At 44.0% G+C, this 26,883-nt stretch carries 26 protein-coding genes and 1 tRNA gene; 8 read left to right on the plus strand and 19 right to left on the minus strand.

Annotation, left to right across the window (positions count from 1 at the left end; genetic code table 11):
- The first annotated feature begins 193 nt into the window (after nucleotides 1–193).
- A tRNA-Met gene (locus NCCP2222_RS19275) sits at nucleotides 194–267 on the plus strand.
- Nucleotides 268–313: 46 nt separating this feature from the next.
- Here NCCP2222_RS19275 and NCCP2222_RS19280 read toward each other — a convergent pair.
- From NCCP2222_RS19280 to yabP, 5 genes are all read right to left on the minus strand, one after another.
- Nucleotides 314–781, minus strand: coding sequence for a DinB family protein (locus NCCP2222_RS19280; RefSeq protein ID WP_248514024.1), 468 nt, complete (start codon nucleotides 779–781; stop codon nucleotides 314–316).
- A gap of 147 nt (nucleotides 782–928) precedes the next feature.
- Complete coding sequence (locus tag NCCP2222_RS19285) at nucleotides 929–1,345, minus strand: S1 domain-containing RNA-binding protein (protein ID WP_238079125.1); 417 nt, start codon at nucleotides 1,343–1,345, stop codon at nucleotides 929–931.
- A 127-nt stretch (nucleotides 1,346–1,472) separates the two neighbouring features.
- Complete coding sequence (locus NCCP2222_RS19290) at nucleotides 1,473–1,889, minus strand: FtsB family cell division protein (protein ID WP_248514026.1); 417 nt, start codon at nucleotides 1,887–1,889, stop codon at nucleotides 1,473–1,475.
- 56 nt (nucleotides 1,890–1,945) lie between these two features.
- Nucleotides 1,946–2,413, minus strand: a complete 468-nt coding sequence (gene yabQ, locus NCCP2222_RS19295; protein ID WP_375709226.1) for a spore cortex biosynthesis protein YabQ — start codon at nucleotides 2,411–2,413, stop codon at nucleotides 1,946–1,948.
- Complete coding sequence (gene yabP, locus NCCP2222_RS19300) at nucleotides 2,410–2,706, minus strand: sporulation protein YabP (RefSeq protein WP_184212190.1); 297 nt, start codon at nucleotides 2,704–2,706, stop codon at nucleotides 2,410–2,412. Before yabP ends, yabQ begins: the two co-directional genes overlap by 4 nt.
- A gap of 518 nt (nucleotides 2,707–3,224) precedes the next feature.
- On the opposite strand from yabP, the gene NCCP2222_RS19305 reads away from it, so the two are divergent.
- Entirely contained in the window at nucleotides 3,225–3,776 is a 552-nt protein-coding gene (locus tag NCCP2222_RS19305; RefSeq protein WP_248514028.1) for a hypothetical protein, read from the plus strand.
- Nucleotides 3,777–3,850: 74 nt separating this feature from the next.
- Here NCCP2222_RS19305 and NCCP2222_RS19310 read toward each other — a convergent pair whose 3' ends face one another.
- From NCCP2222_RS19310 to NCCP2222_RS19325, 4 genes are all read right to left on the minus strand, one after another.
- Nucleotides 3,851–4,141 carry an RNA-binding S4 domain-containing protein gene (locus NCCP2222_RS19310; protein ID WP_238079128.1) on the minus strand — a complete coding sequence of 97 codons (291 nt, stop codon included), beginning with the start codon at nucleotides 4,139–4,141 and terminating at the stop codon, nucleotides 3,851–3,853.
- Entirely contained in the window at nucleotides 4,131–5,597 is a 1,467-nt protein-coding gene (gene yabN, locus NCCP2222_RS19315; protein WP_248514030.1) for a bifunctional methyltransferase/pyrophosphohydrolase YabN, read from the minus strand. Before yabN ends, NCCP2222_RS19310 begins: the two co-directional genes overlap by 11 nt.
- A gap of 4 nt (nucleotides 5,598–5,601) precedes the next feature.
- The gene (locus tag NCCP2222_RS19320) at nucleotides 5,602–7,194 is read right to left on the minus strand and encodes a putative polysaccharide biosynthesis protein (RefSeq protein WP_248514031.1); all 1,593 of its coding nucleotides are present in this window, start codon (nucleotides 7,192–7,194) and stop codon (nucleotides 5,602–5,604) included.
- A gap of 632 nt (nucleotides 7,195–7,826) precedes the next feature.
- Nucleotides 7,827–8,240, minus strand: coding sequence for an Lrp/AsnC family transcriptional regulator (locus NCCP2222_RS19325; protein WP_248514032.1), 414 nt, complete (start codon nucleotides 8,238–8,240; stop codon nucleotides 7,827–7,829).
- A gap of 130 nt (nucleotides 8,241–8,370) precedes the next feature.
- Here NCCP2222_RS19325 and NCCP2222_RS19330 point away from each other — a divergent pair, with 130 nt between their 5' ends.
- Both NCCP2222_RS19330 and NCCP2222_RS19335 read left to right on the plus strand, forming a co-directional pair.
- Complete coding sequence (locus NCCP2222_RS19330; protein ID WP_248514034.1) at nucleotides 8,371–9,132, plus strand: MBL fold metallo-hydrolase; 762 nt, start codon at nucleotides 8,371–8,373, stop codon at nucleotides 9,130–9,132.
- Nucleotides 9,133–9,448: 316 nt separating this feature from the next.
- Nucleotides 9,449–10,156, plus strand: a complete 708-nt coding sequence (locus tag NCCP2222_RS19335; RefSeq protein ID WP_248514035.1) for a permease prefix domain 1-containing protein — start codon at nucleotides 9,449–9,451, stop codon at nucleotides 10,154–10,156.
- A gap of 141 nt (nucleotides 10,157–10,297) precedes the next feature.
- Here NCCP2222_RS19335 and NCCP2222_RS19340 read toward each other — a convergent pair whose 3' ends face one another.
- Together NCCP2222_RS19340 and NCCP2222_RS19345 are read right to left on the minus strand one after the other, a co-directional pair.
- Nucleotides 10,298–12,262 (minus strand): iron ABC transporter permease, encoded by a 1,965-nt coding sequence (locus NCCP2222_RS19340; protein ID WP_248514037.1) that lies wholly within the window; start codon nucleotides 12,260–12,262, stop codon nucleotides 10,298–10,300.
- Entirely contained in the window at nucleotides 12,262–13,254 is a 993-nt protein-coding gene (locus NCCP2222_RS19345) for an ABC transporter substrate-binding protein (protein WP_248514039.1), read from the minus strand. Before NCCP2222_RS19345 ends, NCCP2222_RS19340 begins: the two co-directional genes overlap by 1 nt.
- A 177-nt stretch (nucleotides 13,255–13,431) precedes the next feature.
- On the opposite strand from NCCP2222_RS19345, the gene NCCP2222_RS19350 reads away from it, so the two are divergent.
- Both NCCP2222_RS19350 and NCCP2222_RS19355 read left to right on the plus strand, forming a co-directional pair.
- The gene (locus NCCP2222_RS19350) at nucleotides 13,432–14,256 is read left to right on the plus strand and encodes an ABC transporter ATP-binding protein (protein WP_238079139.1); all 825 of its coding nucleotides are present in this window, start codon (nucleotides 13,432–13,434) and stop codon (nucleotides 14,254–14,256) included.
- A complete protein-coding gene (locus NCCP2222_RS19355; protein WP_248514040.1) occupies nucleotides 14,256–14,936 on the plus strand; it encodes a hypothetical protein in 681 nt (226 codons plus the stop codon). The genes NCCP2222_RS19350 and NCCP2222_RS19355 overlap by 1 nt, the downstream gene beginning before the upstream one ends.
- Before the next feature lie 428 nt (nucleotides 14,937–15,364).
- On the opposite strand, the gene NCCP2222_RS20920 is transcribed toward NCCP2222_RS19355, so the two are convergent.
- On the minus strand, nucleotides 15,365–15,535 hold the full coding sequence (locus tag NCCP2222_RS20920; RefSeq protein WP_375709227.1) for a helix-turn-helix domain-containing protein: 171 nt from the start codon (nucleotides 15,533–15,535) through the stop codon (nucleotides 15,365–15,367).
- A 395-nt stretch (nucleotides 15,536–15,930) separates the two neighbouring features.
- Here NCCP2222_RS20920 and NCCP2222_RS19360 point away from each other — a divergent pair, with 395 nt between their 5' ends.
- Together NCCP2222_RS19360 and NCCP2222_RS19365 are read left to right on the plus strand one after the other, a co-directional pair.
- Complete coding sequence (locus NCCP2222_RS19360; protein WP_248514087.1) at nucleotides 15,931–16,596, plus strand: ABC transporter ATP-binding protein; 666 nt, start codon at nucleotides 15,931–15,933, stop codon at nucleotides 16,594–16,596.
- Nucleotides 16,593–19,037 carry an ABC transporter permease gene (locus NCCP2222_RS19365; protein WP_248514041.1) on the plus strand — a complete coding sequence of 815 codons (2,445 nt, stop codon included), beginning with the start codon at nucleotides 16,593–16,595 and terminating at the stop codon, nucleotides 19,035–19,037. The genes NCCP2222_RS19360 and NCCP2222_RS19365 overlap by 4 nt, the downstream gene beginning before the upstream one ends.
- Before the next feature lie 170 nt (nucleotides 19,038–19,207).
- Here NCCP2222_RS19365 and spoVT read toward each other — a convergent pair whose 3' ends face one another.
- The 7 genes from spoVT to NCCP2222_RS19400 all read right to left on the minus strand — a co-directional run.
- Complete coding sequence (spoVT, locus tag NCCP2222_RS19370; RefSeq protein WP_238079146.1) at nucleotides 19,208–19,744, minus strand: stage V sporulation protein T; 537 nt, start codon at nucleotides 19,742–19,744, stop codon at nucleotides 19,208–19,210.
- A gap of 88 nt (nucleotides 19,745–19,832) precedes the next feature.
- The gene (mfd, locus tag NCCP2222_RS19375) at nucleotides 19,833–23,369 is read right to left on the minus strand and encodes a transcription-repair coupling factor (RefSeq protein WP_248514042.1); all 3,537 of its coding nucleotides are present in this window, start codon (nucleotides 23,367–23,369) and stop codon (nucleotides 19,833–19,835) included.
- A gap of 192 nt (nucleotides 23,370–23,561) precedes the next feature.
- Entirely contained in the window at nucleotides 23,562–23,795 is a 234-nt protein-coding gene (locus tag NCCP2222_RS19380) for an anti-sigma-F factor Fin (protein WP_248514043.1), read from the minus strand.
- A 53-nt stretch (nucleotides 23,796–23,848) separates the two neighbouring features.
- Nucleotides 23,849–24,412, minus strand: coding sequence for an aminoacyl-tRNA hydrolase (gene pth / locus NCCP2222_RS19385; protein WP_248514044.1), 564 nt, complete (start codon nucleotides 24,410–24,412; stop codon nucleotides 23,849–23,851).
- A 137-nt stretch (nucleotides 24,413–24,549) separates the two neighbouring features.
- A complete protein-coding gene (locus NCCP2222_RS19390; RefSeq protein ID WP_248514045.1) occupies nucleotides 24,550–25,170 on the minus strand; it encodes a 50S ribosomal protein L25/general stress protein Ctc in 621 nt (206 codons plus the stop codon).
- A gap of 105 nt (nucleotides 25,171–25,275) precedes the next feature.
- Nucleotides 25,276–26,235, minus strand: coding sequence for a ribose-phosphate diphosphokinase (locus NCCP2222_RS19395; protein WP_248514047.1), 960 nt, complete (start codon nucleotides 26,233–26,235; stop codon nucleotides 25,276–25,278).
- A 10-nt stretch (nucleotides 26,236–26,245) separates the two neighbouring features.
- The coding region (locus NCCP2222_RS19400; RefSeq protein WP_282570739.1) for a DapH/DapD/GlmU-related protein at nucleotides 26,246–26,883 on the minus strand (638 nt) is incomplete at its 5' end.

Consider the following 26,883-nt stretch of genomic DNA (forward strand, 5'->3'; position numbering starts at 1 on the left):
CTTTTCTCAAAGTATACATAGGACTTGGAACAGATTTTGTCTGTTCATGACAAGGGTGCCTAAAAATCTTTCGACTTGTTACGGACAATTTCTCTACTTTTTCTTGAAGAGTAGTTGACATGTATCACAAACGCATGTAATATGTTGATTGTTGTTCAAAAAGGTAGCGCAAGCAAACTTCATGAACATTCATGGCGGTGTAGCTCAGCTGGCTAGAGCGTACGGTTCATACCCGTGAGGTCGTGGGTTCGACTCCCTCCGCCGCTATACTGAAAGAGACGAAAGCGGCTCCCCTTACCGGGAGCCGCTTTTTTCATCCTGCTACGCGTAACGAGTCAATCTGCTTCTTATGATGCTGGTCATGTTCGATGAAATCGGTAAAATACTGACGCATTGTAATAGTAAACTCTCCAATACGAATCGGCTCGTCCCATCGCTCTTCCTTCACCTGCGCAAGCTCGCTAAGCAAACGGCCTCTCATGTCAACCGCATACGCCCTAATCTCCTCAAACGTTTTGTCCTTCGCCTGTCGTGCGGCTTCCGCATTGAACTCGTCGAACGGAATATCCGAAAGGACTTCCTGAACGCTGGAGCTTTCTTTCATATAAGGCAGTCTCTCTTCCAACGTGTAACGGTCCCATTCCGCCATATGCATAAGAATCTCTTTGGGCGACCATTTCCCGTCCGCATACGGCATGGCCGCCTTCTTTTCCGGCAGGGTGTGAAGCGCTTCCACCCACTCGATGTACTGCTGCAATCCTTTCATTACGTGTTCAGCCATTGTCATTCCCCCTTTTCTCCCTTTCCTTCGCTTCTAGGAAGACGGAATCCTTTTTTCCAAATAAAAAAAGCAATCTCAGTGGACGATTCCACCAAAATTGCTTAATTCACATTACATATATGGACCTAAATTGAAACAGCCAGCAAGTTACCCTCTTCTTGCGCCACGGCCACCGCGTTTAGACTCTGTTGCTCTTTTCAAAGTGGAAAGACGTTCTTCGCTATCTTTCATGAACTTTGCCATTTTTTGTTCGAAATTTTCAGGTCGTTCTGTTTGAGGACGGCCTCCACCATGACGAGGACGTTGAGGGCGTTGAGGACGTTCTGCTTCAGGCTTTGCTTTCCTGATGGAGAGCCCGATTTTACCGTCTGTTCCGACGTTCATCACTTTAACTTCAACCATGTCTCCCACTTTTAAATGGTCGTTAATGTCCTTTACATAATTATCCGCGACTTCACTAATATGGACTAGACCAGTTGAACCGTTCGGCAGCTCAACAAATGCTCCGAAGTTTGTGATCCCTGTAACTTTCCCCTGTAACTTGCTGCCTACTTCAATTGACATAAAAAAATTGCTCCTCCTTAAAAATTTAAGCGGCTCTCGCCGGAAGCCTATTTATCACATCGGCGACACTTGCTTGCGCAAGATCCTTACTCTCATTATAGCCAACAAAAAAAGAGTGTCAATAAGACTACTCTTTTCCGGACTCTTTTTTTCCCTTTTTCTTGGTATGTTCAGGGACCGAGAAAATGATCTCATTCTTTTCAGATAAGAAATAATGTTTCCTCGCGAGCTTGGCAATATATTCATCATCATCGAGCTTGACGAGCTGTTGCTTCAAGGATTCTTGCTCTTCCGTTACTTCCTTCAGATCCGCCAGCACTTCCGCCTTCTCTGCCTCTTTCTTTGCCAACGCCTTTTTTTGCTGCACAAACGTGTTCGTCAGTGCACCAAAAATGAGCAGCGCCAAAATAGCGTAGATAGTAAGCTTTCTCTTCAGCCGCTTCCTCTGCTTATTTCGCCAATCCTCTTTCTTGCGCAACGAGCGGACATATTCAGTTTCAATCGATGCAACGGTTGCGGCTGCTTTGCTCTTCCTTTGCTCCATGTCCTGCACTTCCTCTCATTACTTTCCGTTCTCTTCAATAGTCTATCAATTATAGCTTATTCAGCACTATTTTTGAAGAGTCTTTTCTTGACGAAAAAGAAGAGAGTCGTGAACGGAAATGCGAGGACTGTCAAAATTCGAATAATGACCCGGACAAAGAATTGAATGATCCTTGCGATCAGCCGCAGGATAAACCAAATTGGCTTCAAGATCAGCAAGATAATCATCCGTCCGAAAAAACGAAACGGCTTGTGAAAAATAGCAGCATATAAGAGCAGCCCGCTCACTTGCGCAACGGGGTCATACATTCGCCACGCACCGTCACGGACTAGGAAAAGAACATAAAAGGCGCCGCAACCGATCAATATCCAACAAATAATTTCCAGCCAGGCGGCATATCTTCGTATCCAGGATGTCTTTCCTGTCTGGGAAACGCCGGTGCCGACCATATCCATAATGGCTCCGGCCCCAATGCCTGTCCCAATCATGGCAAGCAAACTAAGAAACTGGACGGAGAGACTCATCCAAACAATTTATGGAGGAAATTTCGAGACCCTGATTCTTCTTCGTCGTATTGGAGAGTGCCAATGGTTCCTTCCAATGTGAGCAGCCCCTTATCTACGTCGAGATGAACGATACGCAGCTCCTCCCCCCGTATTTGCAGCATGCCTTGTGAGGTTCTTACGATAAATTCTTCTTGGTCAAACCGGTCGATTGTTTTCACAGATGTGATATCCATCCGCTTCCGGTTTCGCATTGTTACCACATGATCGCCGGAAGGGATGGCGTACGTTGGACTGTCTGTTTGAATTTGCATTGTATTCCTCCTTTGCTTGTACGTTCACTGCCATCTTATGCAGCAGAATTAAAAACATGACAGGGAAATAAACTGACATGCTGAGCTGTTGAACGAAAGAAAAATAATAAACGGTTGGTTGTTAATAATGATCTGTTGCTGGTCAAGTTGATTTCCGTTTCGGACGGACGCTTTCTTACCTGTAGTAAAGTGTTTTATTACTTTCTATGTGACTTCTAATTAAGTAGAAATATATATTCATTTCAACATATTGTTACTTTCCGTTCCGGCGCTCGCTTTCCGCGGGCATGGCTTGAGCCAATCGAACAACGAAGGGTTCAATTTGCCGTATTTCTGAGATTTAATAGAAATGAAGGCAGCCCCTTTCCTTTTACCCCAAACGCTTTGTTTTTTAAAGCAAGACTGGGACAGCTTTGCTCCGTGCATATAGGACAGCAAAGAATTTATAATTTCTCCGCTAAACACCAAAATGGATGTAAAATAAAATTCATTAAGGAATTTTGAGGAGGCTTTACAATATGAAAAGACCAGTAATACTCCTAATTCTTTCATTTACTTTGGCAATCGGCATCATTGGTTACAAAATATCCAGTTCAACTAAAGAAAAACAGTTCACCAATACAGCTTTAGCAATTATGTTTGACAGTATTGAAGAGATGACCGGCTCCTCACAATTAGTCATAACAGGGGAGATTTTTGAGGAGCCTGCTGAATACGAAAGACAGCTTACTGATAAAGTAGTTACTGAGCATCTTTATCAAGTGAGGGTGTCTGACGTGCTACACAATAATTTGACTGAGGAGATTACGATCGGTGACGAGCTGACTGTTAGCCGTGCTTTATTTTTCAAAACGGGAAATTCAACGTATGCCTTGGTAGATGAGCCCGAGTCGCTAAAACCAGGGACATATCTATTGTTTTTAAATGGCAGTCCGGTCGATCGAAATCAATTTACGCCGGTGTCGCCGAATCATATCTATAGAGAAGATCGAAACGGTGATTTTTTGAACGTAGTTAAAGACACAGATTTAAATAAAATTAGTCCATCTGATCTCTCAATTATGAAATAACCCGTCTTTGTAAAATAGGAAAGAGCGACGCAGCATCGAACTGCGTCGCTCTTTTCAATTAATCTGGACCTTACTCAATCTTCATCATCAATAAATTCCGGTTCGACCTTCGCAAGCTTCTCTTCCTTCAAAATCGTATACATAGAAGCGGCGTCTTCCTTCTTTGTTGATTCCTTCAATTGGTCGACTTTTGCAGTGACGATCTTCTGTCCGAAGCGGATGGCGAGCTCGTCCCCTTCTTTCACAACTGAAGATGCTTTTGCCACCTTGCTGTTAATTGTAATCCGTCCTTGGTCGGCCACCTGTTTTGCCAACGTCCGCCGTTTGATCAATCGTGATACTTTCAAAAATTTATCAAGTCTCATGTCCATCTCCCTTTCCCTTGGCCTGTTGCCAAAATGCTTCTAGTTCATCGAGCGTATAGTCGGCGAATGAACCCCGACCCTCTTTTACACTTTTCTCGACGAATGTAAATCGCTGTTTGAATTTATGATTTGCATGCACCATCGCTTCTTCCGGCGATAATTTCAGGAAGCGTGCTACATTCACAATGGTAAACAGCACATCACCGAGTTCATCTAGCTGCGCTTCTTTCGAGCCCCCGCGCACCTCGACTTGGAACTCTTCCCATTCTTCCGCGAACTTCTCGAATGCCCCGTCGATATCGGGCCAGTCAAATCCAACCTTCGCCGCGGCTTTTTGGTAATTACACGAGGTGAGCAACGATGAAGAGAAACGGTCCTGCCCATCCAATTGCGATGTCTTCTGCGGTTTCTCCGCCTGCTTAATGTCCTGCCAATTGGCAAGCACTTCGTCCGAGTTCTTCACATCGATTTCGCCGAAAACATGCGGATGACGGCGAATCATCTTGTCGCCAACAGATTGCAGGATGTCTTCCAGCGCAAAGTATCCATCATCCTCGCCAATTTGGGCATGGAGGAACACTTGCAGCAATACATCCCCCAGCTCTTCAATGATGCCTTCGTCGTCTTCCTCGTCAATCGCTTGAATCAACTCATGTGCTTCTTCAATCAAATACCGCTTGAGCGACTCATGCGTCTGTTCCCGATCCCACGGACAGCCATCAGGCGCGCGCAGCGCCGCGATAATCTCCCGGAATGCCGACCATTCCTTCAATCGTCCTTCGCGCTCCGTGACAGGCGGTACGTATACTGTTGTCAGGTTATCGATTTCTGTTTCCCTATCCAATTCAAAAAGCGGCACGGTACGTACTCTCTCTTCTTTGGAGCCAGCAGCCGTCACGATTGTCACGGGGTGGTCATACGCATACTTTTCCATGAGGGACAGCTTTACTTCCGAGGCAATGAAAGCGTCATACACTTGTCCAATGAGCACATGCTGCTTCATATTCACATCGTCCCGCTCCATATCGGTTCCGTCAAGCAGCTGAAAGCCATCGATCGGGTCAATCCGCAAAGCGGAGAAAATCGGGTCAAGAAAGCTGTTGCCGCCAACGATTTGAAGGGTCGCAAGTCCTTCCCGTTCTTTTTCAATCAATAACTGCACGGTTCTCTCCGCGACAAGCGGGTGTCCCGGGACAGCGTACGCAACCGGTCCGTCAGCCGCCATGGCCAGCAGCCGCTCCGTAATTTCCTCATACACTTGTTCAAACGAATCATGTTTCTCATAAATGGAATCAAAGCTTTCAATCGAAACGCCTTCTTCTCTTAATTCCTGTACGACCGGATGCATCTCGGTACGTGCAAAAATGGTCCCCAATGATTTTATTTTTCGATAGACGCCGAGCGACAGCTGTTCCAAATCGCCTGCGCCAAGCCCGATAATGGTAATCGTCTGCATGGTTTCACCTTCTATTTCGCGTAAGTTGTAATTGTAATCTCGCCAATCGTTTTCCAAACGGCAATAAATACCACTCTTTCTCCACCATGATTCTGGACTTCATGACGATGAGCAGGAAAACAGCTGCTCCCATCATAACAGATGTCAACGCTGTCAGTGTTGCCCCAATGCGTGAAGGCAAATCGTCAAATAAGAAGACATCTGCAACGATCGACCAGGCTACGACAAGAACGACCATCGATATCGTTGCTGCAAAAGTCCAGCCATAAAAGCGGGAAGGCGCAAGCCGCACTGGCCATACCCGCTTAAAGTAAAGAAGCAAAGCGATGGAGATTGCCCCAAATCCAATATTTCCAGCTATCGACGCTCCGGTTATGCCCCATAGGGGAATGAGCCATTGATTCGCGATGGCTTTAACAACGAGTCCGCCCAGCAGGAACAGTGTCGGGATTTTCACTTTCCCTGCCCCTTGTAAAATAGCCGTCAACAGCAGGATGAGAGAGAGCCAGAACACTTGCATAACGAAAACAATCAAGGCGACAGAGCCGTCTCGTGTTTCGAACAGCATTTCATTCATAAACGGCAGCACGAGGCCCAGTCCGACTGTTGCCGCGGTTCCGAACAGGAATGCTGTGCGGAACGTCAACTGAATGAAGGGAACTGCTCCTCGTCCGTCCTGTTTTGACGCATGATGTGCTATTAGCGGCACAATAGCAAGCGCAAGGGTGGAAGCAATCAGGATGCCCATTTGCACAAGCGGCTGGCCCCGGTCGTAGACACCTTTCATTTCCATGGCACGTTCTACTAGAGTCCCTTGCGAAACAAGCAGATTAAAGATCGTAAACGAATCGACCAGCTGAAACAGCAAGAGAATGAGGGAACTGGCGCTGACGCTCAAACTGACAACCGTCAGCTCCTTCACAACCCGAAAACGATCAATCTGAACAATCGGCCCTTTGAAGGCACTCCGATAATAAAAAGCCAAAATGAGGACACCTGCCGCCTGTCCGATGACCGCTCCCCACATCGCAATTTCTCCTGCTTTATATAAAGAAGCCCCTGCACGGATCGCAAGCCATGTGCCAATTAAAATGACAGTTACACGGATGGCCTGTTCGCCGACATTGGACATAGCTACCGGTGTCATCCGGCCTGATGATTGAAAAGTGCCTTTCAACGTGGCCAGCATCGGCATGAGCAGCACAATATACGCACCTGCCCGTAGTAAAGAAACCAGTTTCGGATCACCCATGGCATTTGCAAAAAACGGCGCTCCCGCCATAAGAATGAAGAAAACGGCAACCGATAAACAAGCCAAATAGAGAAACGCAATCCGCATAATCGCCTTCGATTCTCCCGGCGTCCTTTCCTCCGCGAGCAATTTAGAAACAGCCACCGCGAAACCGTAGGAAGTCCATATAATGAAAATACCGATGAATGGGTAGACCTGCTGGTATATATAAAAGCCCTTATCCCCTACAAGATTCTGGAATGGAACCCGGTACACCGCGGAAAGCAATTTGACAACAATCGCCGAAATCGCAAGGATCGATGCCCCCTTCGTGAACGTCTTCATATTCCAATCCGTACTAGCCATAGTTGAGCCTCTTTCGTTGTGTAATATCATTAGTATAGCATTATTAATGCCTGTGTCTTAGAAAAACAAGCCATGTAACGGGGTACTAGAACACAAAAAACAGGCTACACGAAGTGAAGTCAGCAAGACACTAAAATATAATTGCTATTGGCATTTGATGAAAAAACCACCCAATAAAAAATGACACGAGAATGATCTCCCGTATCGTTTGTAATTCTTTGTTCAACTATTGCTCCTGATTTTATGAATTAACTCCAACAGTCCCCCCTAAAAAACTCTCAACCTGCACCGCCTGTCATCGCTGTAATTGCAATACTCCAAACGATTAAAGCAAAGGATACCGTTAACCAAAAGGTGTTCATCGAAGTGGCCTCGTCTTTCTTCACCTTTTTAATTACTCACTTTTATCCCTCCTCTATCGTTAGACGGATATCGGTGAGGTAAGTTACCGTATGTGGCTATATAACTTATTTATCGTTTAATAACTTAAGGTTTTTTTTAGAATGTTGGCCACGACTGCTCTAACAATCAAGATATTGAATGATTGAGGAGTGAGTGGTAATGATCAAATTTGAGTATTGAATTTTAAAAGAGGATTTTACCTAGGATAAGACTAGCTGCAACAACATAGGTTACTGCTTATCAATCACAATGGATAATTTATAGTTGGCATGCTTGTTTAGTTCCACCAGAAATTGATTCATTACTTCTGTAGAAGGAAATTTACATTCGAGAATGTAACAACCATCGCCGCTAATCTTATAATGATTGATTAGATAGTTCTCTTGCGTTTTTATGAACGACAGGTAAGGTTGGTGAAAAATACTTTCTGTAATAATGGTAATAAAAGCATGTAAGTAACAGCCCAATTTAACCCGATTCACTTGAATTGTATATGCTTCAATCACTCCACTTTCCTCTAATTTCGCCACTCTAGCTGAGGTGGCGGGTCCAGTCAAATGAACTTTCTTACCTAAATCTTTCATTGTAATCCGGCTATTCTTGGACAGTTCTTCTAAGATTTCCTTATCCGTGTTATCTAACATGTATAGAACTCCTTCATTATTAAAGTTAAACGACTAAAACACTTTATTTAATCCATGTATCGGTCAGTAGCCCCCAGTATAAACTATACATTGTTCTAAGAAAATCTAAACAAAAGGAGAGTTACTATACATGAAGATACACCAAATTCGGAATGCAACCGTTGTTCTCGAATACGCTGGAAAAAAGTTTTTAATTGATCCCATGTTAGCCGAAAAAGGGGTTTACCCACCTTTCCCCAATTCACCAAGACAAGATAAAAAAAATCCCTTAGTAGACCTGCCAATATCCGTAGATCAAATTATTAACGGGATTGATGCGGTTATTGTTACCCACCTGCACTATGATCATTGGGACGAGGCTGCTGCAGATGCATTGCCGAAAGACATTAAACTCTTTGCCCAAAATGAAGAGGATGCAACGGAAATTCGACATGCTGGATTCCAAGATGTTGAGGTTTTACAAGAAAATACTGTCTTCGAAGGGATTCAATTAATTAAAACAAAAGGAGAGCATGGAAGGGGTGAAATTTTACAACTTGCAGGTCTCGTGTGCGGCATAGTCTTTAAGCATCCATCAGAAAAAACATTGTATGTAGCTGGGGACACAGTTTGGTACAACGCAGTTCAGGACACTATCCATACACATGAGCCAGAAATCATTGTTGTGAATGCAGGAGATAACCAATTCTTTGAAGGCGGATCTCTCGTAATGGGCATTAATGACGTCTATGAAGTGTACAAAGCCGCTCCTAATGCCAAAATTATAGCTGTGCATATGGAAGCTGTAAATCATTGGGCCTTGTCCAGGGAGGACTTAAAAAAATTTACAATTGATATAGGCATCGAAACTAACGTGTTCGTACCAAACGATGGAGAATCTTATTCATTTTAAGGATAGAAACAGACAGACCTGACACAGATCTGTCTGTTTTTGAATTTTAAAGAAAAGAAATTTCTCTGAGTACCGTTAATCTATAATTACTTCCTTGGCTAACAACCCGAATCTAAAGTACCCTATTGCTTAATCTAAATACATTACATTCAATACTCGTAAATACATCATCAGCCCCTTCTGTTCAGTAGCCTCGCCACCTTCACAATGCTATTATTAAATGAAAATACCGGAAGAACTTACAGTCTTTACTTAGTTATCATACTTAATTGTTCGAGGAGATTCGAAACTCTTTTCTCAAAGGAGGAGTACAGTAATGAAGCAAATTGAGCAACTTGGGAATTCGATATTTTCCCATTTGAGCAGGAAAGAAGCAAAAGAGCTGAAACAAGAAATGCGTTCACATTTATTAGTGACTGTTCGAGAGTTAAAAGAAGAAGGAAAATCGGAGCAAGAAGCATTTACGATTGCTATAGATAGGTTCAGAGCAGAAAACAAAGGTCCATTAGAAAAGTTTCAGTTACAAAAAAGGGTTGCTAAATGGCTTTTATCCTCAGCCATCCTATTAGTGTTGGTAGGTTTATTTTTTGCAGCTAACTTATTTATGAGGGACAAATCGTACAGTGAAACCACAGCTTTAATGGAACATTTGGGACAAATATATCTAACAAAGGATGACTTTACTTTTGAAGATGAATTTGCCTTACAAGAAGGAATTCATCGGAATTCAAAGTGGTTTGAGAATATTAGTTACTTCGCATTGATTAAGGAAAGCGAGGCAGAGGGTAAGATTGGAAAATTATTAAGCCAAGGAACAGAAGGTATCGGGGAATCACGTCTGATGAAAATAAATTACAAGGATCATGGGTACGTGGAGTGGGAGTATAAAACGTATGATTATATGCAAAATGGCTATCTCTATTATATTTTCTTCGTTATCTCAATTGTTATATTCATTCTTTGGGGCGCAGTCCGTGTCCATAATCGGAATGGCTTGAGAGCTTTCGCATTAACATGGAGGTAACCAAAAGAGGTCAAACAGTTGTACTTATCTTTGATTGGAAACGGTACATTTCACTTCAATACTCTTATGCTTTATTCGCAAATTAAAACCTCTTCTCCGAACATACAGAGAAGAGGTCATAAAAGGTAAGCTTATTTCGAACTACTTCAGCTTCCTCAATAAATACAACAAATACGGCGTACCAATCAACGCAACAATCAGCCCACTCGGAATATCCTTTGGAGCAATGACAATCCGCCCTACGAAATCGGCTGTTATGAGCAGGAGACCGCCAAGTAGACCGGAAACGATCAGTAACGGCAAGTGGCGGAACCCGACGAGACGGCGGGCGATGTGCGGTGCGACGAGGCCGATAAAGCCGATTGTTCCTACAATGGCAACCGCACCCGTGCTGATGGCAACACCAATGATTAGTGCCCAAACACGCACAGACTTCACCGACGTTCCGTGACCTGCTGCGATATCGTCCCCAAATGACAAGGCATCCAGGCTTCTTGTTAAATAGATGGCTGGACCGATTAAGATGAGGAAGAAAATGACCGCCAGCTGGAAATCATCCCAACCTTTCGCGTATGTGCTGCCGGATAACCAGACGAGCGCCGCAGCTACCGCCAATTTTGCTTTCACGACGAACACCTGAGTCGCTGCGGAGCCGAATGCCGATATGGCAATCCCCATTAAGGCGACGAGCATGGGCTGGAAGTTATTTTTCCAAGACGTTCCGACAATGATCCCCAGCGCAATTGCCGAACCCACTACCGCTCCGAGCGGCATATAGGCAACCGGGATGGATGGAATCATGACTAATAGCAACATAGCGCCAGCCCCTCCCATCGAAGTAACGCCAAGCACACTGGCATCTGCAAGCGGATTCCGCAGGACGCCTTGCAATAAAACCCCCGCAATTGCTAGTAACACGCCGATGACAAAAGCGGTCAATACACGCGGCACGCGGAAATTCCAAATGACAGGCTTCGTCCATTCCATTGACCATGCGGATCCGTTAAATGATAAGGCGACCACTACGACAACCGCAATCAATGCAAGGACGACAGGCACGACAACGGGCAGTTTTTTTGGCTTTAAGGCGCCGCCCATTTGCCGATCGCCTTTTGAATGGGTTTTGGCTGTTTTCCATGCCAGATACAAGAGCCAAGGACCGCCTATCAATGCGGTCATCGCCCCGACAGGAACTTCCTGTCCTGGCTCAATCAATCGCCCAAGCACATCCGCTCCGATGAGAATGACGCTCCCCCATAAGAATGATTGCAGGATGACTTGCAGATGCCCCCGGATTCCGAGCATGCGAACAATATGCGGGGCCATCAAGCCGACAAAACCAATCGGCCCGATGACGCTGACAGTCGTCGCTGCGAGCAGAATCGCAACCGCCCATGCAGCTATTTTAACAACACGGACATTTTGTCCAAGTGAGGAGGCAGTATCTTCTCCTAACGAAAGGACGTCCATTGGTTTGGCTAAAAAAATCGCCACAATGAATAGAACAGCAATCATCGGTGCCGCAAACGCGACCCCATTCCAATTGAGTTGGACCAAGGTTCCCGCTCCCCAGAGAAACAGTCCGTTCGTCTGGTTTTCAAAAAGGAGCTGGAGGGATCCTGTTATGGAGGAGAACAGCAACGAAATGATCATCCCTGTCAGTGCAACCCGAACCGGCTCCATCTGCTTCCCTGCCAGTAACACGACGAGTGCCGAGGAGAGAATCGCCCCGGCGAGTGCGACGAAAAATGGGAATTGCCCGAGGACGGATGGAAAAAAGATCATGGACAACACGACAAAGAAGTAGGCCCCGGCATTAATACCGAGTGTGCTCGCTGATGCAAGCGGGTTTTTTGTCAATGTCTGCAATAACGTCCCTGCAACCGCCAAGGCCCCTCCTGCTATAATTCCGATGGCGAGGCGCGGCAACCGAAGAGACATCACAATGTCCTGCACCCTGCCTTCAAACCACACTTCTTCCAGCAGCTGAGAAACTGTATAATCCGCCTGGCCCTGTGTTAAATGAATAAATGATAGGACAAGTAACAGGAAAAGGCCGACGATAGCGACTATCAGCGACCTTGTTCCTTTCGTATTGGCGTGCATTATTTGGCTACCATAGTGTCCACGATTTTATTGAGCAGCGTTTCAGCGGAAAGTGGACCGCCATAAGGCCATGTATCTCCGCCTAATTCATATAGACGTCCTTCTTTGACAAAGTTCAAGTTTTGCCAAACCGGATTTCCATTCAATTGTTTTTCATAAACATTGTCGTTGTCTTGTACAATATAGAGGTAATTCGCGTCCTCATATTTCGTCAAGCCTTCCACATTGAATGTACTGGAGCCGAATACTTCGAACTGATCTGGCACATGGACATTCTTCAAACCGATTTTCTCAATGATTTGAGACGCCATCGAGTTCGGTGTGAAGACGCGGATTTCCGGTGCCTGTGGTCCTGAATAAGCAAGAGTCAGAATGACGTCTTTCGTCTTCAAGTCAGCTCCGTCGATTTTCGCCTTTGCTTCTTCATATTTTTTATCCAAGTCGCTCATTACTTCGTCAGCTTTATCCGTTTTACCAACTGCTTTCGCGATTTCATGGAAAGTTGTTGTCATTTCTTTATATAGATCAATTGATTCGTCTTCTGGATATGGGTTGAAAATGACGGTCGGTGCGATTTTTTCAAGTTCCGCGATCATATTGTCGTGCCGGAAGCTCACGCCGATAATTAAATCTGGTTCCAGTGCCGCAATTGCCTCTAAGTTCGGTTCTTGGCGACCGCCGACATCTGCTACATCTTTACTAAGTTCCGCGTCGATGTTTACCCAGTTATGATACTCTTGGATATCCGCCATTCCGGCTGGTTGCATTCCGAGTGCCAGAAGGTCTTCTGCATACGTCCATTCCAGAACTACTACTTTCTTTGCCGGTTCTTTTAACGTAACGTCCCCATTAGAACCTGTAATTGTAATGCTCTCATTTGCCTTGTCCTTCTCGCCACCCGCGTTATCATCTGTTTTTTTGGCTGAGCACCCTGCAAGTACAATTGCAAATAACATCATAACTATAAAAAGCGGTTTTATTGTTTTCTTCATTTCGCATGCCTCCGTCTTAAATACTGATAATCATTATCAATTAGTAGTGTATATGTAAGCTATATAGTTTGTAAAGCGTTTTTGTCAAATTAGTGATTATCATTCTCAATTGATTGTATCTATGTTATGCTAGCGGTAACGAAAACTGAGAACGAGCAGAAAGGAAGTCATATGGATATGCAACCTGTAATTAGGACGGACGGTTTGAAGATCGGCTATGATGACCGAATTCTTTTCGAGGATTTACATCTATCTTTGCCTCGCGGAGAGATTACTGTATTTGTCGGAAGCAACGGCTGTGGTAAATCGACATTATTGCGATCGATCGCCCGTCTATTGAAACCTTCTGAAGGCGGCATACTCCTCGAAGGGAAAGACATTCATTCCATGTCAGCACGCAACGTGGCAAAGAAGATGGGCATCCTGCCGCAAGGACCTGTATCCCCGGAAGGATTGACTGTTCATGACCTCGTAAAACAAGGGCGCTATCCACACCATTCCTGGCTCACCCGCTGGACAAAGGAAGACACGGAAAAGACGGAAGCTGCAATGGAAGCGACGAAGATCAGCGACTTGCGCGACCGAGCCATCGATTCATTGTCAGGCGGCCAGCGACAACGCGCGTGGATTGCCATGACGCTTGCTCAGGATACAGATGTCATTTTGCTGGATGAGCCTACGACCTATTTGGATATGACTCACCAAATTGAAATATTGGATTTGCTATTTGAATTGAACGAGCAAAAAAACAGAACGATCGTAATGGTATTGCATGATCTAAATCTCGCCTCCCGTTATGCCCATAATATTGTCGCCATCAAGGACGGGGCTGTTTACGCACAAGGGAAGCCAGAAGATATCATCACTTGTGATGTAGTGCGTAACGTTTTCGGGATGGAATGCCAAGTAACGACGGATCCTTTGTTCGGAACTCCGTTTTGCGTGCCGTACGGACGGGGCCGCTGCATTATCCAGCAATTAAAGGCGGAGACGGGCGCGTGATGGTAACCGACGTACAACAGCAAGACTTGGAACGCTTTGCTCTTCATGTAAACAACGATACGGCTCCCTTGCTCTTGTTGGACGATTTGCTGAAGGAATCAGGAATCGATCGGATACTGGAACTGACGACGGAATTGTCGGGAGCACCGACCGAAGCAGTCGCCGCTTCCGTTTACATGAGGCGGCATGGCTTTTTCATGGCTGGCCTTTTTTTATCGATCAGCCAGCATCAAATCTTGTGGCATAGAAGCGTGGATGAAGTAGGACTATTCCTAAAAGATGGACTCATTCACTATACTATCCCCGAAACAGCCAGCCAGCCTGTAACAAATCGGGAGGAAGCCCTGCGGTCCGTACTCGACCAATGGGGCCATCCATTCGTTGAAGAATTGAGCAAACGGGCGAAGATTTCAAAATGGATACTGTGGGAAAACGTTTGGGGCTATGTCATCTGGATGTATGCCAATCTGGACTCTCCCTACAAAGACGCCGATCTAAACCTACTCTTGCAAGATGATAGCTGGAAACCTGCGATGCGCCGCTCCCCTTTTCAACGTTACTTGCAAGGCGAATCGGTAGAGGAAGCTTCCCAGCACTACAAGCGGTCCACTTGCTGTCTTTATAAGGAATTGCCTGACACGGATATGTGTCCGTATTGTCCTTTAAGGGTGAATTCTTGATTCTACATGTGATAAAAATAAAAACTCAGCTGATGTGCAACAAAGCAAGGTGCACATCAGCTGAGTTTATTTATTGAGAGTGAACGTAAAACGAAAGATCATGTAGAAAGAGGCCATATTGAGATGAAACCATGAAATACGATGCGAAAACCCAAAGACATCTATTGGTGCTCTTTCTTACCATGAGTGGGATTCCCGTCGAGAAAGAACTAGCCATTCACTCGTGGCGAGTCTTGGAGGGCTAAAGGTAAAGATTGTGTTTTATTTCCGTTAACAAAAAAAGTATAGTCACCCTAACTATTATAAGATGGTGAACTGTATTCCAAGTTACGTGCAAATTTTGAACAGTAATGTTTATAGTACAGTTCTTTTTTTAACTGAACGGGTGCTTTAATTAAAGAAAAAAGGATTATACATATTTGATATGACTAATATGTATAATCCTTTAACCTGTTCGCAAGGAGTTCGAGTGTACTGTTCAAAGGTTTAAATCGCCCGCGCTCTATATAAGAGTAATACGAATTAGAAAGAATCCCCTCACTCACTTCCACTTGGGTAAGTCCACCGACTTCCCTCAAACCTTTTAAATCTATTTCCAATAGCTAATTATTCTCACCTCGCCTTCTCTATACTACTGTTGGAAACAAGATATATCTCAATTTCCCTATTATCATTACTTTTTTAAAAGTTCAACTGAAAATAAGTTTTGTTCTTTTTTCTCAAATTTTTAGGGAGTTATCAAAACTAGGGAAATTATTTCAGGGAGTTACATGCATAAGACGTTGAATTAATTTAATGTATAATATCGCAATGCAAAAGAATGGTAAATAGTGTTATAGTTTATATGTGCTGGAAAACGAAAATTAGAACAATCCCTTGCAGTATGAGCTTCCTGAAGGTATATGGAGAAAAAATTTAATTAGTTGAGAAGTAATAAAAAAATTCCTCAACCGCGGATATAACTTAGTTAGGAGGTAAAGGTTAATTGCTAAAAGTGAATAATATTAATAAAAATGTATTGAATAATAGCAGGAGTTTTTTATTTCAAGATGTTTGTTTATCTGTATACCCAGGAGAATGGATCAGTATCATAGGTCCCTCGGGCACGGGAAAGACAACATTATTAAACTGTATCGCCGGTATTTATACAGTTGATGGTGGTTCAATAGAATTGGACGGTGTTCCAATACATCAGTTGACGGAACGTCATAGATCAGACATTAGAAGACTGCAAATCGGATTTGTATTTCAGGATTTCAAGTTACTGCCGTATTTTAGTATTTTGGAAAATGTCATTTTACCGCTCACAAAAGATAAAAAAATCGATCAGTTAAAACAAAAAGCTGAGCTTTTATTAGATCAAGTGGGGATTACTAAAAATTATTTTCATCGCTTGCCATCGAGCTTATCCGGAGGTGAAAAACAAAGAGTGGCTATTGCAAGGGCATTGATAAATGATCCAAAGTTAATTATATGTGATGAACCAACCGGCAATTTAGATAATGAGAATAAAAAACAAGTGCTTCATATTTTAACAACGTTGAAAAAGAAGGGGCATTCTATTATTGTTGTTACTCATGATGATGAAGTTGCGAATGAGGGAGATAAAATATACGAATTAAAGAATTATTCGTTAAAGGTTGTGGAGAGTAAATTATGATCTCTTTAAGCTGGAGGAGAATTCGTAATCAAAAATCTAAGTCAGCAATGACCATTATTTCTATCACCGCAATTATTCTCCTAACATCATTCGGTATACAAATTTCCAATGAAACGAAATTGATTGTTTCCCACAACTTAGAGAATTACAGTAGAGGTAGTTATGATATATTAGTTCGTCCGGAAGGTGCCAGAACTAATATAGAAAAGAAGTTAAAAACGGTTGAAGAAAATTACATAGGGGATGGATCAGGTGGCATCTCTATTTTGGAATGGGAGCGTATTAAAGAACACCCAGAAATAGAAATTGCAGCACCGGTTGCATCTTTAGGATATTTCACAAGCAACACAGCCTCCATACGCTTGCCTGCTTTTGACTCCCCTGTAAAGTTTGAGTACGAATTTTTTACTAGCGATGGTATAAATAAATACCCTGTGACTCCCAGCCATGGCGTCTACTATTTACAGTTCATCAACAACCAAAATTTATATGCAATTGACACTTATCCTGATATCAGTAAAGATCACAATCCATTCGACAGTGGTCTAGATATTTCTTTTCCTCAGAGTTACAACTTACTAACTGCAATCGATGCAGAAAGCGAGAGTTTACTTACCGGAATAGATTTTTCAGAACTGTTTAGGGAGCTCACAGAAGAAGAAAAAAAGACAATAGAAACTTTTTCTCAATTTAGAGGAAATGCCCCTGTAGTTCCTATTTTACAACGAAATAATTTTCAAGTTCCTCTGTCTTTACAGGTAACTGTGAAAAAATTGGACTTGTCCCTTGATGATCTCTATAAAAGATATGGTATTCCAAGTAATGAATCCATTATTTATGAGGTGCAATTTTTTGATGATCAAAAAAGAAAGGAATTTGAAAATGATTTAACGGAACTACAAACTCTGAATCAAAATACTTATAATATTGACTTAACGAATTATCAAAGCCCTTTTGACGCTCAGCATTTATCTCTTGACCAAGATTTTAATTTAAAACGAATAGGTCAAAATGAAGGTGGTACTTTATACAACGATTCAGGAAAGTACTTTACTGCTTCAAAAATCGATTACTCGTTTAAAGATAACAAAATGTACGTAAATTTAGTTGAAGATGGTCCCCCACCTGCCTATAAGGAGGTTAAAGAAGCAGGAAATAGCTATTTAAATAATTGGGAAGCTCCTTTTATGATATGGCAAATGGGGAAATTTACAGCAGAGGCTATTGATAGCTCGCTTACTTCAAGTCCTTTAGGAATATACAGTACCAATAAAGTAAAGACCTTAGATGATACGAATATAACTCCAACCATTACCCCGGGAAGCTTTATAGCAGCACCTACTGCCGGTATGACCACTTTAGAAGCTGCCAGTCTAATAAAAGGGGATCACCCCATTGATGCCATTAGAATTAAGTTGAATAATATTACAGCATATGATGAGGAAGCACAAAAACGAATTGAAGCGTTAGCAACCGAATTGTCCAATGAAGGGTATGTAGTCGATATCGTTGCCGGGTCCTCCTTTAAAAATGTAAATATGTTTGTTGAAGGTATCGGAGAAGTTACTTCACCTTGGACAACATTAGGCGTTTCGCAATTATTATCGAACGCTTGGAATTTAGATACGACTCTAAGTATACGTTTATTTATTCTTTTTGGTGTGTTTTGGTTTTTCAGCCATCTCAGTTTTGAACGCAATCGTTTAGATGCTGAAAATGAAATATTAACTTTTCTTGGCTGGCAAAAAAGAAGTATCCGTGTTAAAAATATGACCGAGCAACTGATTCTCGTATTCATTTCAAGCCTGTTCAGCGCGGTCCTAGCACTTATTTTGAGGTTAAGTTCATTAGCTTTTATTGTAATAGGCTGTTTCATGCTTATAAGTATCTTCCTAATCGCTATTGTATTTTACGTAAATCCCAGACAAAGCACTCGTTCAACCAGATATCGATTTTTTGCAAGCATTCAACATTATAAATCATTATTGATCCCTACGATGCTTGTATTACTCTTAGCCGTTTGTATTAGCCAACTACAAATATCATCCATTTATGAACTATGGACCAAATCATCAGAAACTACATTAGGCATATTTATCTTACATGAAGGGTTATCGATTCGGTTCCTCATCGTTATTGCCACCATCCTTTTAAGTGTATCCGTGTTGGTAGAAGCCATTGGTGGAATTCTTTTTGCACGACGGGAAGAATTTAAGATGTACCATGTTATTGGATGGACTGAAAAAATGATAAGAATTCAATTTCTAAAAGAAGTTGCGATATGGGCAACTTTGTCTTTAGTCAGTGGTATTATCGTAAGCACGATTATTTCAATTATGTTAGACACTTCATTGGTTGGCGTTGCAATTGGGATTGCCACATCGAGCATCATTTACTTACTTATCGTATTTACGACAGTTACTTTTAGAAAATATCGCTAAACTGGGATGAATATTTAAATGTACTAACACCTAATTCGGTTCTCATCATCCGACCGATCTGCTCGATCACTTAAGTAAATTCCCAGGGAGCCATGATGTAAAAGAATTAGATCCCTCTCATTGAAAACAGCCCACACGCACCGTCACTTCCGGTACTTGTAGGCTGTTTTTTATTGCTCCATTTGCTTCGCAAGGAAATGGGCGGCCGTTTCGGCAGCTTTTTGTTCGGCATCGCCGAGGAAATGGACTTTGGAGAGCAAATAGACGGCGCCGATTGTATCGCCGCCTGCCACGATTGGCATGATGCAATACGATTTCACCTGCTCGACTTGTCCAGGAACCCATTCGACGGATTTCTCCATCTTTTCCATCACCATCGTACGGCCTGCCAAAACATCCTCGACGTCTGGTGATAGCTGGCGGTTCAAATAGTCTTTTTTCGATACTCCGGATACGGCGATCATTTCGTCCCGATCGCTGATAAGGGCCGGGGTGCCAAGTGTCTCGTATAACGTTTCCGCATACTCTTTTGCAAACTGCCCTAATTCGGATATCGGGGAATACTTCTTTAAGATGACTTCCCCATCCCGATCTGTGAAAATTTCTAGCGGATCTCCTTCGCGGATGCGTAGTGTTCTTCTGATTTCCTTCGGGATAACGACCCTGCCTAAATCGTCAATTCTACGCACGATACCTGTTGCTTTCATCCATGATGCCTCACTTTCCAAAATTGATAACCGTCTTCCGTTCGGACTTAGTATGCATCATGGATGGACATTTTATGCAATAGACCCTTTAGCCGGCATCGACTTCTGCTTTTTCTTTTATCGATTGGCTCAGCAGTTCCATCACTTGTTCCAGTACATCAAATTCCGTCATTTTACCGGTATGGCGGTCATCCACAGTTAGAATGAGCTGGCCGTCCTCCATAGTAAAACCGACAGCCCGGCCAAATTTCATCGTGTCTGCCACAATTTTTGCGCCGTCCATATTTTCGGTTCCTTCTTTGGATAGGCGGATCTCGATGACATTTCGTTGTTTCTTAATGGATTCGACTCCCGCGTGGCGGCCCCACGCTTTGATGCGGCCTACCCGTAGCAACAAATCGGCCTCTAACGGCAGATCGCCAAAGCGGTCCGTCATTTCATCGAACAACTCCGCGTAATCCTCTTCGGATTCGATCGCTTTCACTCGTTTGTACATTTGAATCTTTTGGAAGCCGTCTTTAATATATGTGTCAGGTAAGTAGGCATTGATCGGCAATGAAATTTCAACGTCGATGATATCCGCCTTCGATATACCTGTTTGTTTCTCCTCAATTGCATCTTGGAGCATCTGGGAGTACAAATCGAATCCGACCGAGTCGATGAATCCATGCTGCTGGGCACCGAGCAAGTTCCCCGCGCCGCGAATGGATAAGTCACGCATCGCGATTTTGAATCCAGATCCTAATTCCGTGAACTCCTTGATTGCCTGCAAACGGTTTTCCGCCACTTCCGTGAGCACCTTATCCCGTTGGTACAAGAAATAGCCATAGGCCACCCGGTTGGAACGGCCAACACGCCCACGGAGCTGATACAACTGGGACAAGCCCATCCGATCGGCATCATGAACGATTAATGTGTTCACATTTGGGATATCAATGCCCGTTTCGATTATTGTAGTCGTTACGAGGACATCGTATTCGCCTTCCAAGAAGCTTAGGATGACAGCCTCCAGCGTCGATTCTGACATTTGCCCATGGGCAAACGCCACTCTCGCCTCTGGTACGAGCTGTTTAATCTCTTCCACTTTTTTCGTCATGTCTTCCACGCGATTGTATAGGTAAAATACTTGGCCGCCGCGTCCCAACTCGCGTTCAATCGCTTCTTTGACGAGTCCAAAATTATGTTCCATCACATAGGTTTGTACAGGAAAACGGTTTGCCGGCGGTGTTTCAATGACGGACAAGTCCCGGACTCCAAGCATGGACATATGCAATGTCCGCGGAATTGGTGTCGCCGTCAACGTCAACACGTCCACGTTCGTTTTCAGCTGCTTGATCTTCTCTTTATGCGTCACGCCGAACCGCTGCTCTTCATCGACAATTAAAAGCCCTAGATCTTTATATATCACATCCTTCGAGAGAAGACGATGTGTGCCGACGACAACGTCAACCGTACCCACTTTCAAGCCCTTCAATGTTTCTGTCTGCTCTTTCTTAGAACGGAATCGATTTAATAAGGAGACCTCGACAGGGAAGCCAGAGAACCGTTCCTTCATTGTTTCATAATGTTGTTGGGCCAAAATGGTCGTCGGGACGAGGAAGGCTACTTGTTTACCGTCCGCAACTGCTTTGAATGCCGCACGTATCGCAACTTCGGTTTTTCCATATCCGACATCCCCGCAAAGCAACCGGTCCATCGGCCGCTCCCGCTCCATGTCCTGCTTCACTTCGGTGATCGAACGGAGCTGATCTTCTGTCTCATCATATGGGAATGCATTTTCAAAAGAACGCTGCAGATCATCATCAGGAGAAAAAGCATAACCTTTTTCCGATTCACGCTTGGCATACAGTTTGATCAGATCATCTGCGATATCTTTAACGGCCGCGGAAACCTTCGATTTGGTCTTCTTCCATTCTGCTCCGCCTAGTTTATGCAGTTTCGGCTCTTTTTCACCCGATGCCACATATTTTTGGATCAAATCAATCTGATCTGCCGGGACAAATAGCTTATCCTCGGCTCGATATCGAATATCCAAATAATCTTTATGAACGCCGTTCACTTCGAGCGTCACAACACCATAATACTTCCCGATTCCGTGGTGGACATGGACGATATAGTCACCGGGTTTGATCTCCGAGTAGCTCTTGATCCGCTCGGCATTCGTCATCTTCTTCGCACGTGTTTTCCGCTTGGCCTTCCCTTTGAACAATTCGGCATCCGTAATGACGGCTAGACGCTGGAACGGCAGCTCAAATCCGGCGGACAGATCGCCATCGACAATGATGACATTCCCCTTGCCCGTCGGCGTGCCGTTTACGGTTCCGCTTATCTCGTAGTCTTGCAATATACCTTGCACTTTTTTCATTCTTTCATTGCCGTCTGCAACCACAAAGACGTCGAAATTCCCTTGCTTCCAGCGTTCCATCTCATGCTTCAGCACGTTCATTTGCCCGTGGAATTCCTGCATGGGCTTACAGGAAAACGAAACGGTTTTCTTTAACGTAATGCCCGGAACTGCTCTTGTGAACAGGGAGAAGTACGCCCTTTTTTGCTCCATCATGCCTTGCACCTCTTCGAAGGAGAAAGTGATTTTGGCATCATGGACAATCTTTCCTTCCTCCAGCAAGGACAGGAACCATTCTTTCTCTTCTGCTTCCAGAGAGGTGGACACTTCATGGATTCTTCCGATTTCATCAAGCAGCACGAGTCCATTGGATGGAAAATAATCACCGAGAAACGATGGCGGCTCTTCTGAGAATGAAATGTATTTCATCATACCTTCCGGCACAATGCCGTCCCGTAACAACCCGATGTCTTGGCTTATATAAGCTGTCAGGGCCTCTTTTGCCTCGTCATTCTTCATTCGCTTCAAGCTGGTACTAAGTGCGACTTCCAGATGCTCAGCGACTTGCATGAGATCGAGGCGGCTCCAGACAAACTCTGTCGCAGGCAAAATCGTTACCGTGTCCAATTTGCCGGTCGACCTTTGATCTTCTGCCGAGAACGTACGGATGGAATCAATATCCGTATCAAATAACTCAATTCGGATTGGATCATCCTCCGTCAGGGGATAAATATCAAAAATACCGCCACGCAATGCAAAATCGCCCGGCGTTGTTACCATATCCTGTCTTGAGTATCCCATGAGAACGAGCTTATTCAGCCAGTCCTCGATTTGAATGCTGTCACCTACTTGGGCCGTGAGGATGGCGGATTTCCACTTCTCCTTTGCGGGCAACAACTTTTTCATGCCGGCTAGCGGAGTAATGTAAATGCCCTTCCCGACCCTTGCCATATGATCGAGTGTATCAATCCGCAATGCTCTCAATTCATAGCTGGATACGGAAAAATCGGCTGCGATCAACTCCTCCGCAGGATATAGATGGACAAGGGATGGATCTTCGGCCATTTTCACAAGATCATCATATGCACGCTGCGCTTGAAGCATATTGGGGGTTACAATCATGATCGGTTGATCGATGGAGCGTTGAAGTGCATGGAAGAACATCGGTTTTGCTCCGCCCGAAAGACCCGTGATCAATTGACGGTCCTGTCCACCCTTTAGCTCCTCCATCACATTAGCAATCTCTTTTTCTTGTAAAAGCAATTTTATTAGTGTTTCCACTCATCCATTTCCTTTCTACGCGGTTTCAGGCATCAGGTACGCTTTTTTATATAATAACCTCATCATCGAGTCTTTGGTTTCATTTTCATAAAGCCGATTAAATATTTTAGAGAGGGCTTGCACAGATGGCAAGCTCCTCCTTCGTAGAAAAGTGCAAAAAGCTTTGTGCGTAATGCTACGCCAAAGCAGATGTCACTGTTTCCAATTTTCAAGATGATATAAGTCCGGGAACATCCGCAATGATTGCTCACATTGCTCACAAATGCAACGGATCGTCATCGCACCTTTATCATCGGTATCCAGAAATCGTTCCTTCTCTTTCTCATCGTTTTCCTGAAGCTGTCGAATGACATCTCTTGCCGAATCGAACGGAATACTTCCAATTTCCGTATTGCAATGCTTACATGTATATCGTACGACCATCATGATGATCCGCCCCTTTTTATGAAAGTATAGGCGGAATCACAGGGGTTTATTCCTTAGGATCCATTGTAATCATTCATGACTTCCAAGAAAGGCGCTTTAAGCCAGGCCTCGCAAGCGTCCGCACTTTTCTTGATCATATCTTCCATGACCGGTATTTCCTCTTTGCCGAAATTGGATAACACATAGTCGGGTACCTTCATGCCGCCTGTTGGACGTCCGATGCCGATGCGGATGCGATTGAACTGATCTGTTCCCATATGGGCAATCAGCGATTTCATGCCATTATGGCCACCCGCGCTACCCTTTTGACGGAGCCGGAGTTTTCCTGGCGCCAGATCGAGATCATCATATAATACGACAATTTCATCGTCTTCCACGCCATAGTAATCCATTAGTGGACCGACACATTCTCCCGAAAGATTCATATAGGTCAACGGTTTTACCAGAATGACCTTGCCTTCCGGACGATGGATCACCGAATAGGCCCCGTTGAATTTCGACTGGGCCGGAGGAGCATCCCACCGACGTGCCAATTCATCGATAACGAGAAATCCGATATTGTGCCGAGTGTGTTCATATTGTTTACCCGGATTTCCGAGCCCCACAATCATTTTCATAAACGTTCTCTCCTATAGCTCGTTTCAAACCCATAATGCAGAAAAGAGGCGCACGGCAACAACCGTACGCCTTATAGCTTTTCTGTTTATTCCTTGGAACCGGGAAGCATGAAAGGATTCAATGCCTGCTCAGTTCATTATTCCGCGTCGTTCACTTCTTCTACAGGTGCAGCTGCTTCTTCCGATTCATCTGCATCCTCATCCGTCTCAGCACGTGGAGCCGAGATGACGACAAGCGCTTCTTCATCGTCGTTGAGAAGTTCAAAATTGGACGACTCCCGGATCTCTTTAACTGTAATCGACTCGCCGATTTGCAGGTTCGAAATATCAACAACAAATGATTCCGGAATGTCGGAAGGTTTTACTTTGATAGTTACTTCCCGGATCGGCTGTTGCAGGACGCCGCCCTCTTTTTCACCAGGCGCATCTCCTACAAGGTGTACCGTCACGTTGACTTCCAATTCCTCTGTCATATTGATGGCGAGAAAGTCGGCATGAAAGATTTCGCCATTCAGCGCGTTCTCTTGATAATCCCCTAGTACGACATTCAGGTCTTTTCCATCTACGTTTATTTTAAGTACGCCATTTCGGCCGACCTCACGCAATGTGCTCATCAAATCTCTTTCTTTCACTGCGATAGGCATGGATTCGATTTGGTATCCATACACCACGGAAGGGATGAACCCTTCATTTCGAAGCTTAGTTAATGTAGATTTTGGTTTAACTTCTCTTAATTTCGACTGTATTGCTGTACTCATATGCGTAGTCACCTTTCCTGAAAAAAAGTATTCTAACTATTGAAATACCCAACATCAGACGACATTAAACAGAAACATTCCCCTTAACTTTGCGGATAAGGACTATTATTCAAACAATGTGCTGACCGATTTTTCTTCGAACACCCGGATAATTGCATCTCCAAGCAGCTTCGCAATCGATAATTGTTTGATCTTAGGTGATTTTTTAGATTCAGGCAAGTCGATCGAATTGGTAACAACCAATTCTTTGATCTGTGAATTATCGATCCGTTCAATTGCAGGACCGGATAGGACAGGGTGTGTACAGCAAGCATACACTTCCTTCGCTCCACTTTCGATAATCGCGTTGGCAGCAATTGTAATTGTACCGGCTGTATCGATAATATCATCGATTAGGATAGCCGTTTTCCCTCTTACTTTACCGACGATGTTCATGACTTCCGCCACGTTCGGACGCGGACGGCGTTTATCAATGATCGCAATCGGCGCTTTCATGCGATCCGCCATTTTGCGGGCACGTGTCACTCCACCATGGTCAGGAGATACGATGACAAGATCATCACCTTCCAACCCTTTGCTCTTGAAGTACTCTGTTAAAATCGGTTCTGCGACAAGGTGATCGATTGGAATATCGAAGAAACCTTGGATTTGTGGTGCGTGTAGATCGAGACCGATCACACGATTCGCACCTGCCGTCTCCAAAATATTTGCAACTAGCTTAGCCGTAATCGGTTCGCGGGAACGAGCTTTACGATCTTGGCGTGCGTAGCCGTAGTAAGGCATAACGACATTAATTGTCCGAGCTGATGCACGTCGAAGCGCATCAATCATGATGAGAAGTTCCATGAGATTATCGTTTACTGGGTTGGATGTAGATTGAATTACGAATACATCACATCCCCGAATGCTCTCTTCAATATTGATTTGAATTTCTCCGTCGCTGAATCGTTTTACAGAACATTTACCGAGCGGACGCCCGATTTCATCCGCTACCTGTTGCGCAAGCGATTGGTTGGAATTTAACGAAAAGATTTTGAGTTTATCATTAGGATAATGATTAGCCATCATGGTCCCCCTATGGTTTTTTAAGATTTAATTTAGAGATGTAGCCTTCTTTATTCTCCTGTCGAGTGCGTGCAATTGCAAGTGAAGATTCTGGTACATTTTTTGTTATAGTCGATCCAGCCGCGATAAATGAGCCTTTTCCAATGGTAACAGGTGCTACCAAATTGGAATTGCAGCCGATGAAAGCATCATCTTCAATTATCGTTTGGAACTTGTTTTTTCCATCGTAATTGACTGTGATCGACCCGCAGCCAACATTTACATGGGAACCAACTTGCGCATCGCCGATATAACTTAAGTGGGATACTTTACTGCCTTCACCGAGTGTCGATTTTTTCACTTCGACGAAATTGCCAATTTTAACATTGTCGCTGAGATTGGAATCCGGACGGATATGAGCAAACGGCCCAACTGTTGTATGGGAACCAATTTTGCTATCTCGCACGACTGACGAATGAATCGTTGTTTCGTTGCCGATTATGCTATTGTCTATATGGCTGTTTGGACCGATTGTACATCTCTCACCGATAATTGTGCGTCCTTCAATCATGACGCCTGGCTGTAAGATTGTATCGCGGCCGATTTCAGCATCTACACTGATGTAGGTTTGCTCAGGATTAATGATCGTCACGCCATTACGCATGTGAT

This window comes from Sporosarcina sp. NCCP-2222 (assembly GCF_023168145.1).
GTDB lineage: Bacteria > Bacillota > Bacilli > Bacillales_A > Planococcaceae > Sporosarcina.

Excerpts from the sequence above, each read along its gene's own strand:
- NCCP2222_RS19280 (WP_248514024.1), bottom strand. The coding sequence starts at position 781 with ATGGCTGAACACGTAATGAAAGGATTGCAGCAGTACATCGAGTGGGTG.
- NCCP2222_RS19285 (WP_238079125.1), bottom strand. The coding sequence starts at position 1,345 with ATGTCAATTGAAGTAGGCAGCAAGTTACAGGGGAAAGTTACAGGGATC.
- NCCP2222_RS19290 (WP_248514026.1), bottom strand. The coding sequence starts at position 1,889 with ATGGAGCAAAGGAAGAGCAAAGCAGCCGCAACCGTTGCATCGATTGAA.
- yabQ (WP_375709226.1), bottom strand. The coding sequence starts at position 2,413 with ATGAGTCTCTCCGTCCAGTTTCTTAGTTTGCTTGCCATGATTGGGACA.
- yabP (WP_184212190.1), bottom strand. The coding sequence starts at position 2,706 with ATGCAAATTCAAACAGACAGTCCAACGTACGCCATCCCTTCCGGCGAT.
- NCCP2222_RS19305 (WP_248514028.1), top strand. The coding sequence starts at position 3,225 with ATGAAAAGACCAGTAATACTCCTAATTCTTTCATTTACTTTGGCAATC.
- NCCP2222_RS19310 (WP_238079128.1), bottom strand. The coding sequence starts at position 4,141 with ATGAGACTTGATAAATTTTTGAAAGTATCACGATTGATCAAACGGCGG.
- yabN (WP_248514030.1), bottom strand. The coding sequence starts at position 5,597 with ATGCAGACGATTACCATTATCGGGCTTGGCGCAGGCGATTTGGAACAG.
- NCCP2222_RS19320 (WP_248514031.1), bottom strand. The coding sequence starts at position 7,194 with ATGGCTAGTACGGATTGGAATATGAAGACGTTCACGAAGGGGGCATCG.
- NCCP2222_RS19325 (WP_248514032.1), bottom strand. The coding sequence starts at position 8,240 with ATGTTAGATAACACGGATAAGGAAATCTTAGAAGAACTGTCCAAGAAT.
- NCCP2222_RS19330 (WP_248514034.1), top strand. The coding sequence starts at position 8,371 with ATGAAGATACACCAAATTCGGAATGCAACCGTTGTTCTCGAATACGCT.
- NCCP2222_RS19335 (WP_248514035.1), top strand. The coding sequence starts at position 9,449 with ATGAAGCAAATTGAGCAACTTGGGAATTCGATATTTTCCCATTTGAGC.
- NCCP2222_RS19340 (WP_248514037.1), bottom strand. The coding sequence starts at position 12,262 with ATGCACGCCAATACGAAAGGAACAAGGTCGCTGATAGTCGCTATCGTC.
- NCCP2222_RS19345 (WP_248514039.1), bottom strand. The coding sequence starts at position 13,254 with ATGAAGAAAACAATAAAACCGCTTTTTATAGTTATGATGTTATTTGCA.
- NCCP2222_RS19350 (WP_238079139.1), top strand. The coding sequence starts at position 13,432 with ATGCAACCTGTAATTAGGACGGACGGTTTGAAGATCGGCTATGATGAC.
- NCCP2222_RS19355 (WP_248514040.1), top strand. The coding sequence starts at position 14,256 with ATGGTAACCGACGTACAACAGCAAGACTTGGAACGCTTTGCTCTTCAT.
- NCCP2222_RS19365 (WP_248514041.1), top strand. The coding sequence starts at position 16,593 with ATGATCTCTTTAAGCTGGAGGAGAATTCGTAATCAAAAATCTAAGTCA.
- spoVT (WP_238079146.1), bottom strand. The coding sequence starts at position 19,744 with ATGAAAGCAACAGGTATCGTGCGTAGAATTGACGATTTAGGCAGGGTC.
- NCCP2222_RS19380 (WP_248514043.1), bottom strand. The coding sequence starts at position 23,795 with ATGATGGTCGTACGATATACATGTAAGCATTGCAATACGGAAATTGGA.
- pth (WP_248514044.1), bottom strand. The coding sequence starts at position 24,412 with ATGAAAATGATTGTGGGGCTCGGAAATCCGGGTAAACAATATGAACAC.
- NCCP2222_RS19390 (WP_248514045.1), bottom strand. The coding sequence starts at position 25,170 with ATGAGTACAGCAATACAGTCGAAATTAAGAGAAGTTAAACCAAAATCT.
- NCCP2222_RS19395 (WP_248514047.1), bottom strand. The coding sequence starts at position 26,235 with ATGGCTAATCATTATCCTAATGATAAACTCAAAATCTTTTCGTTAAAT.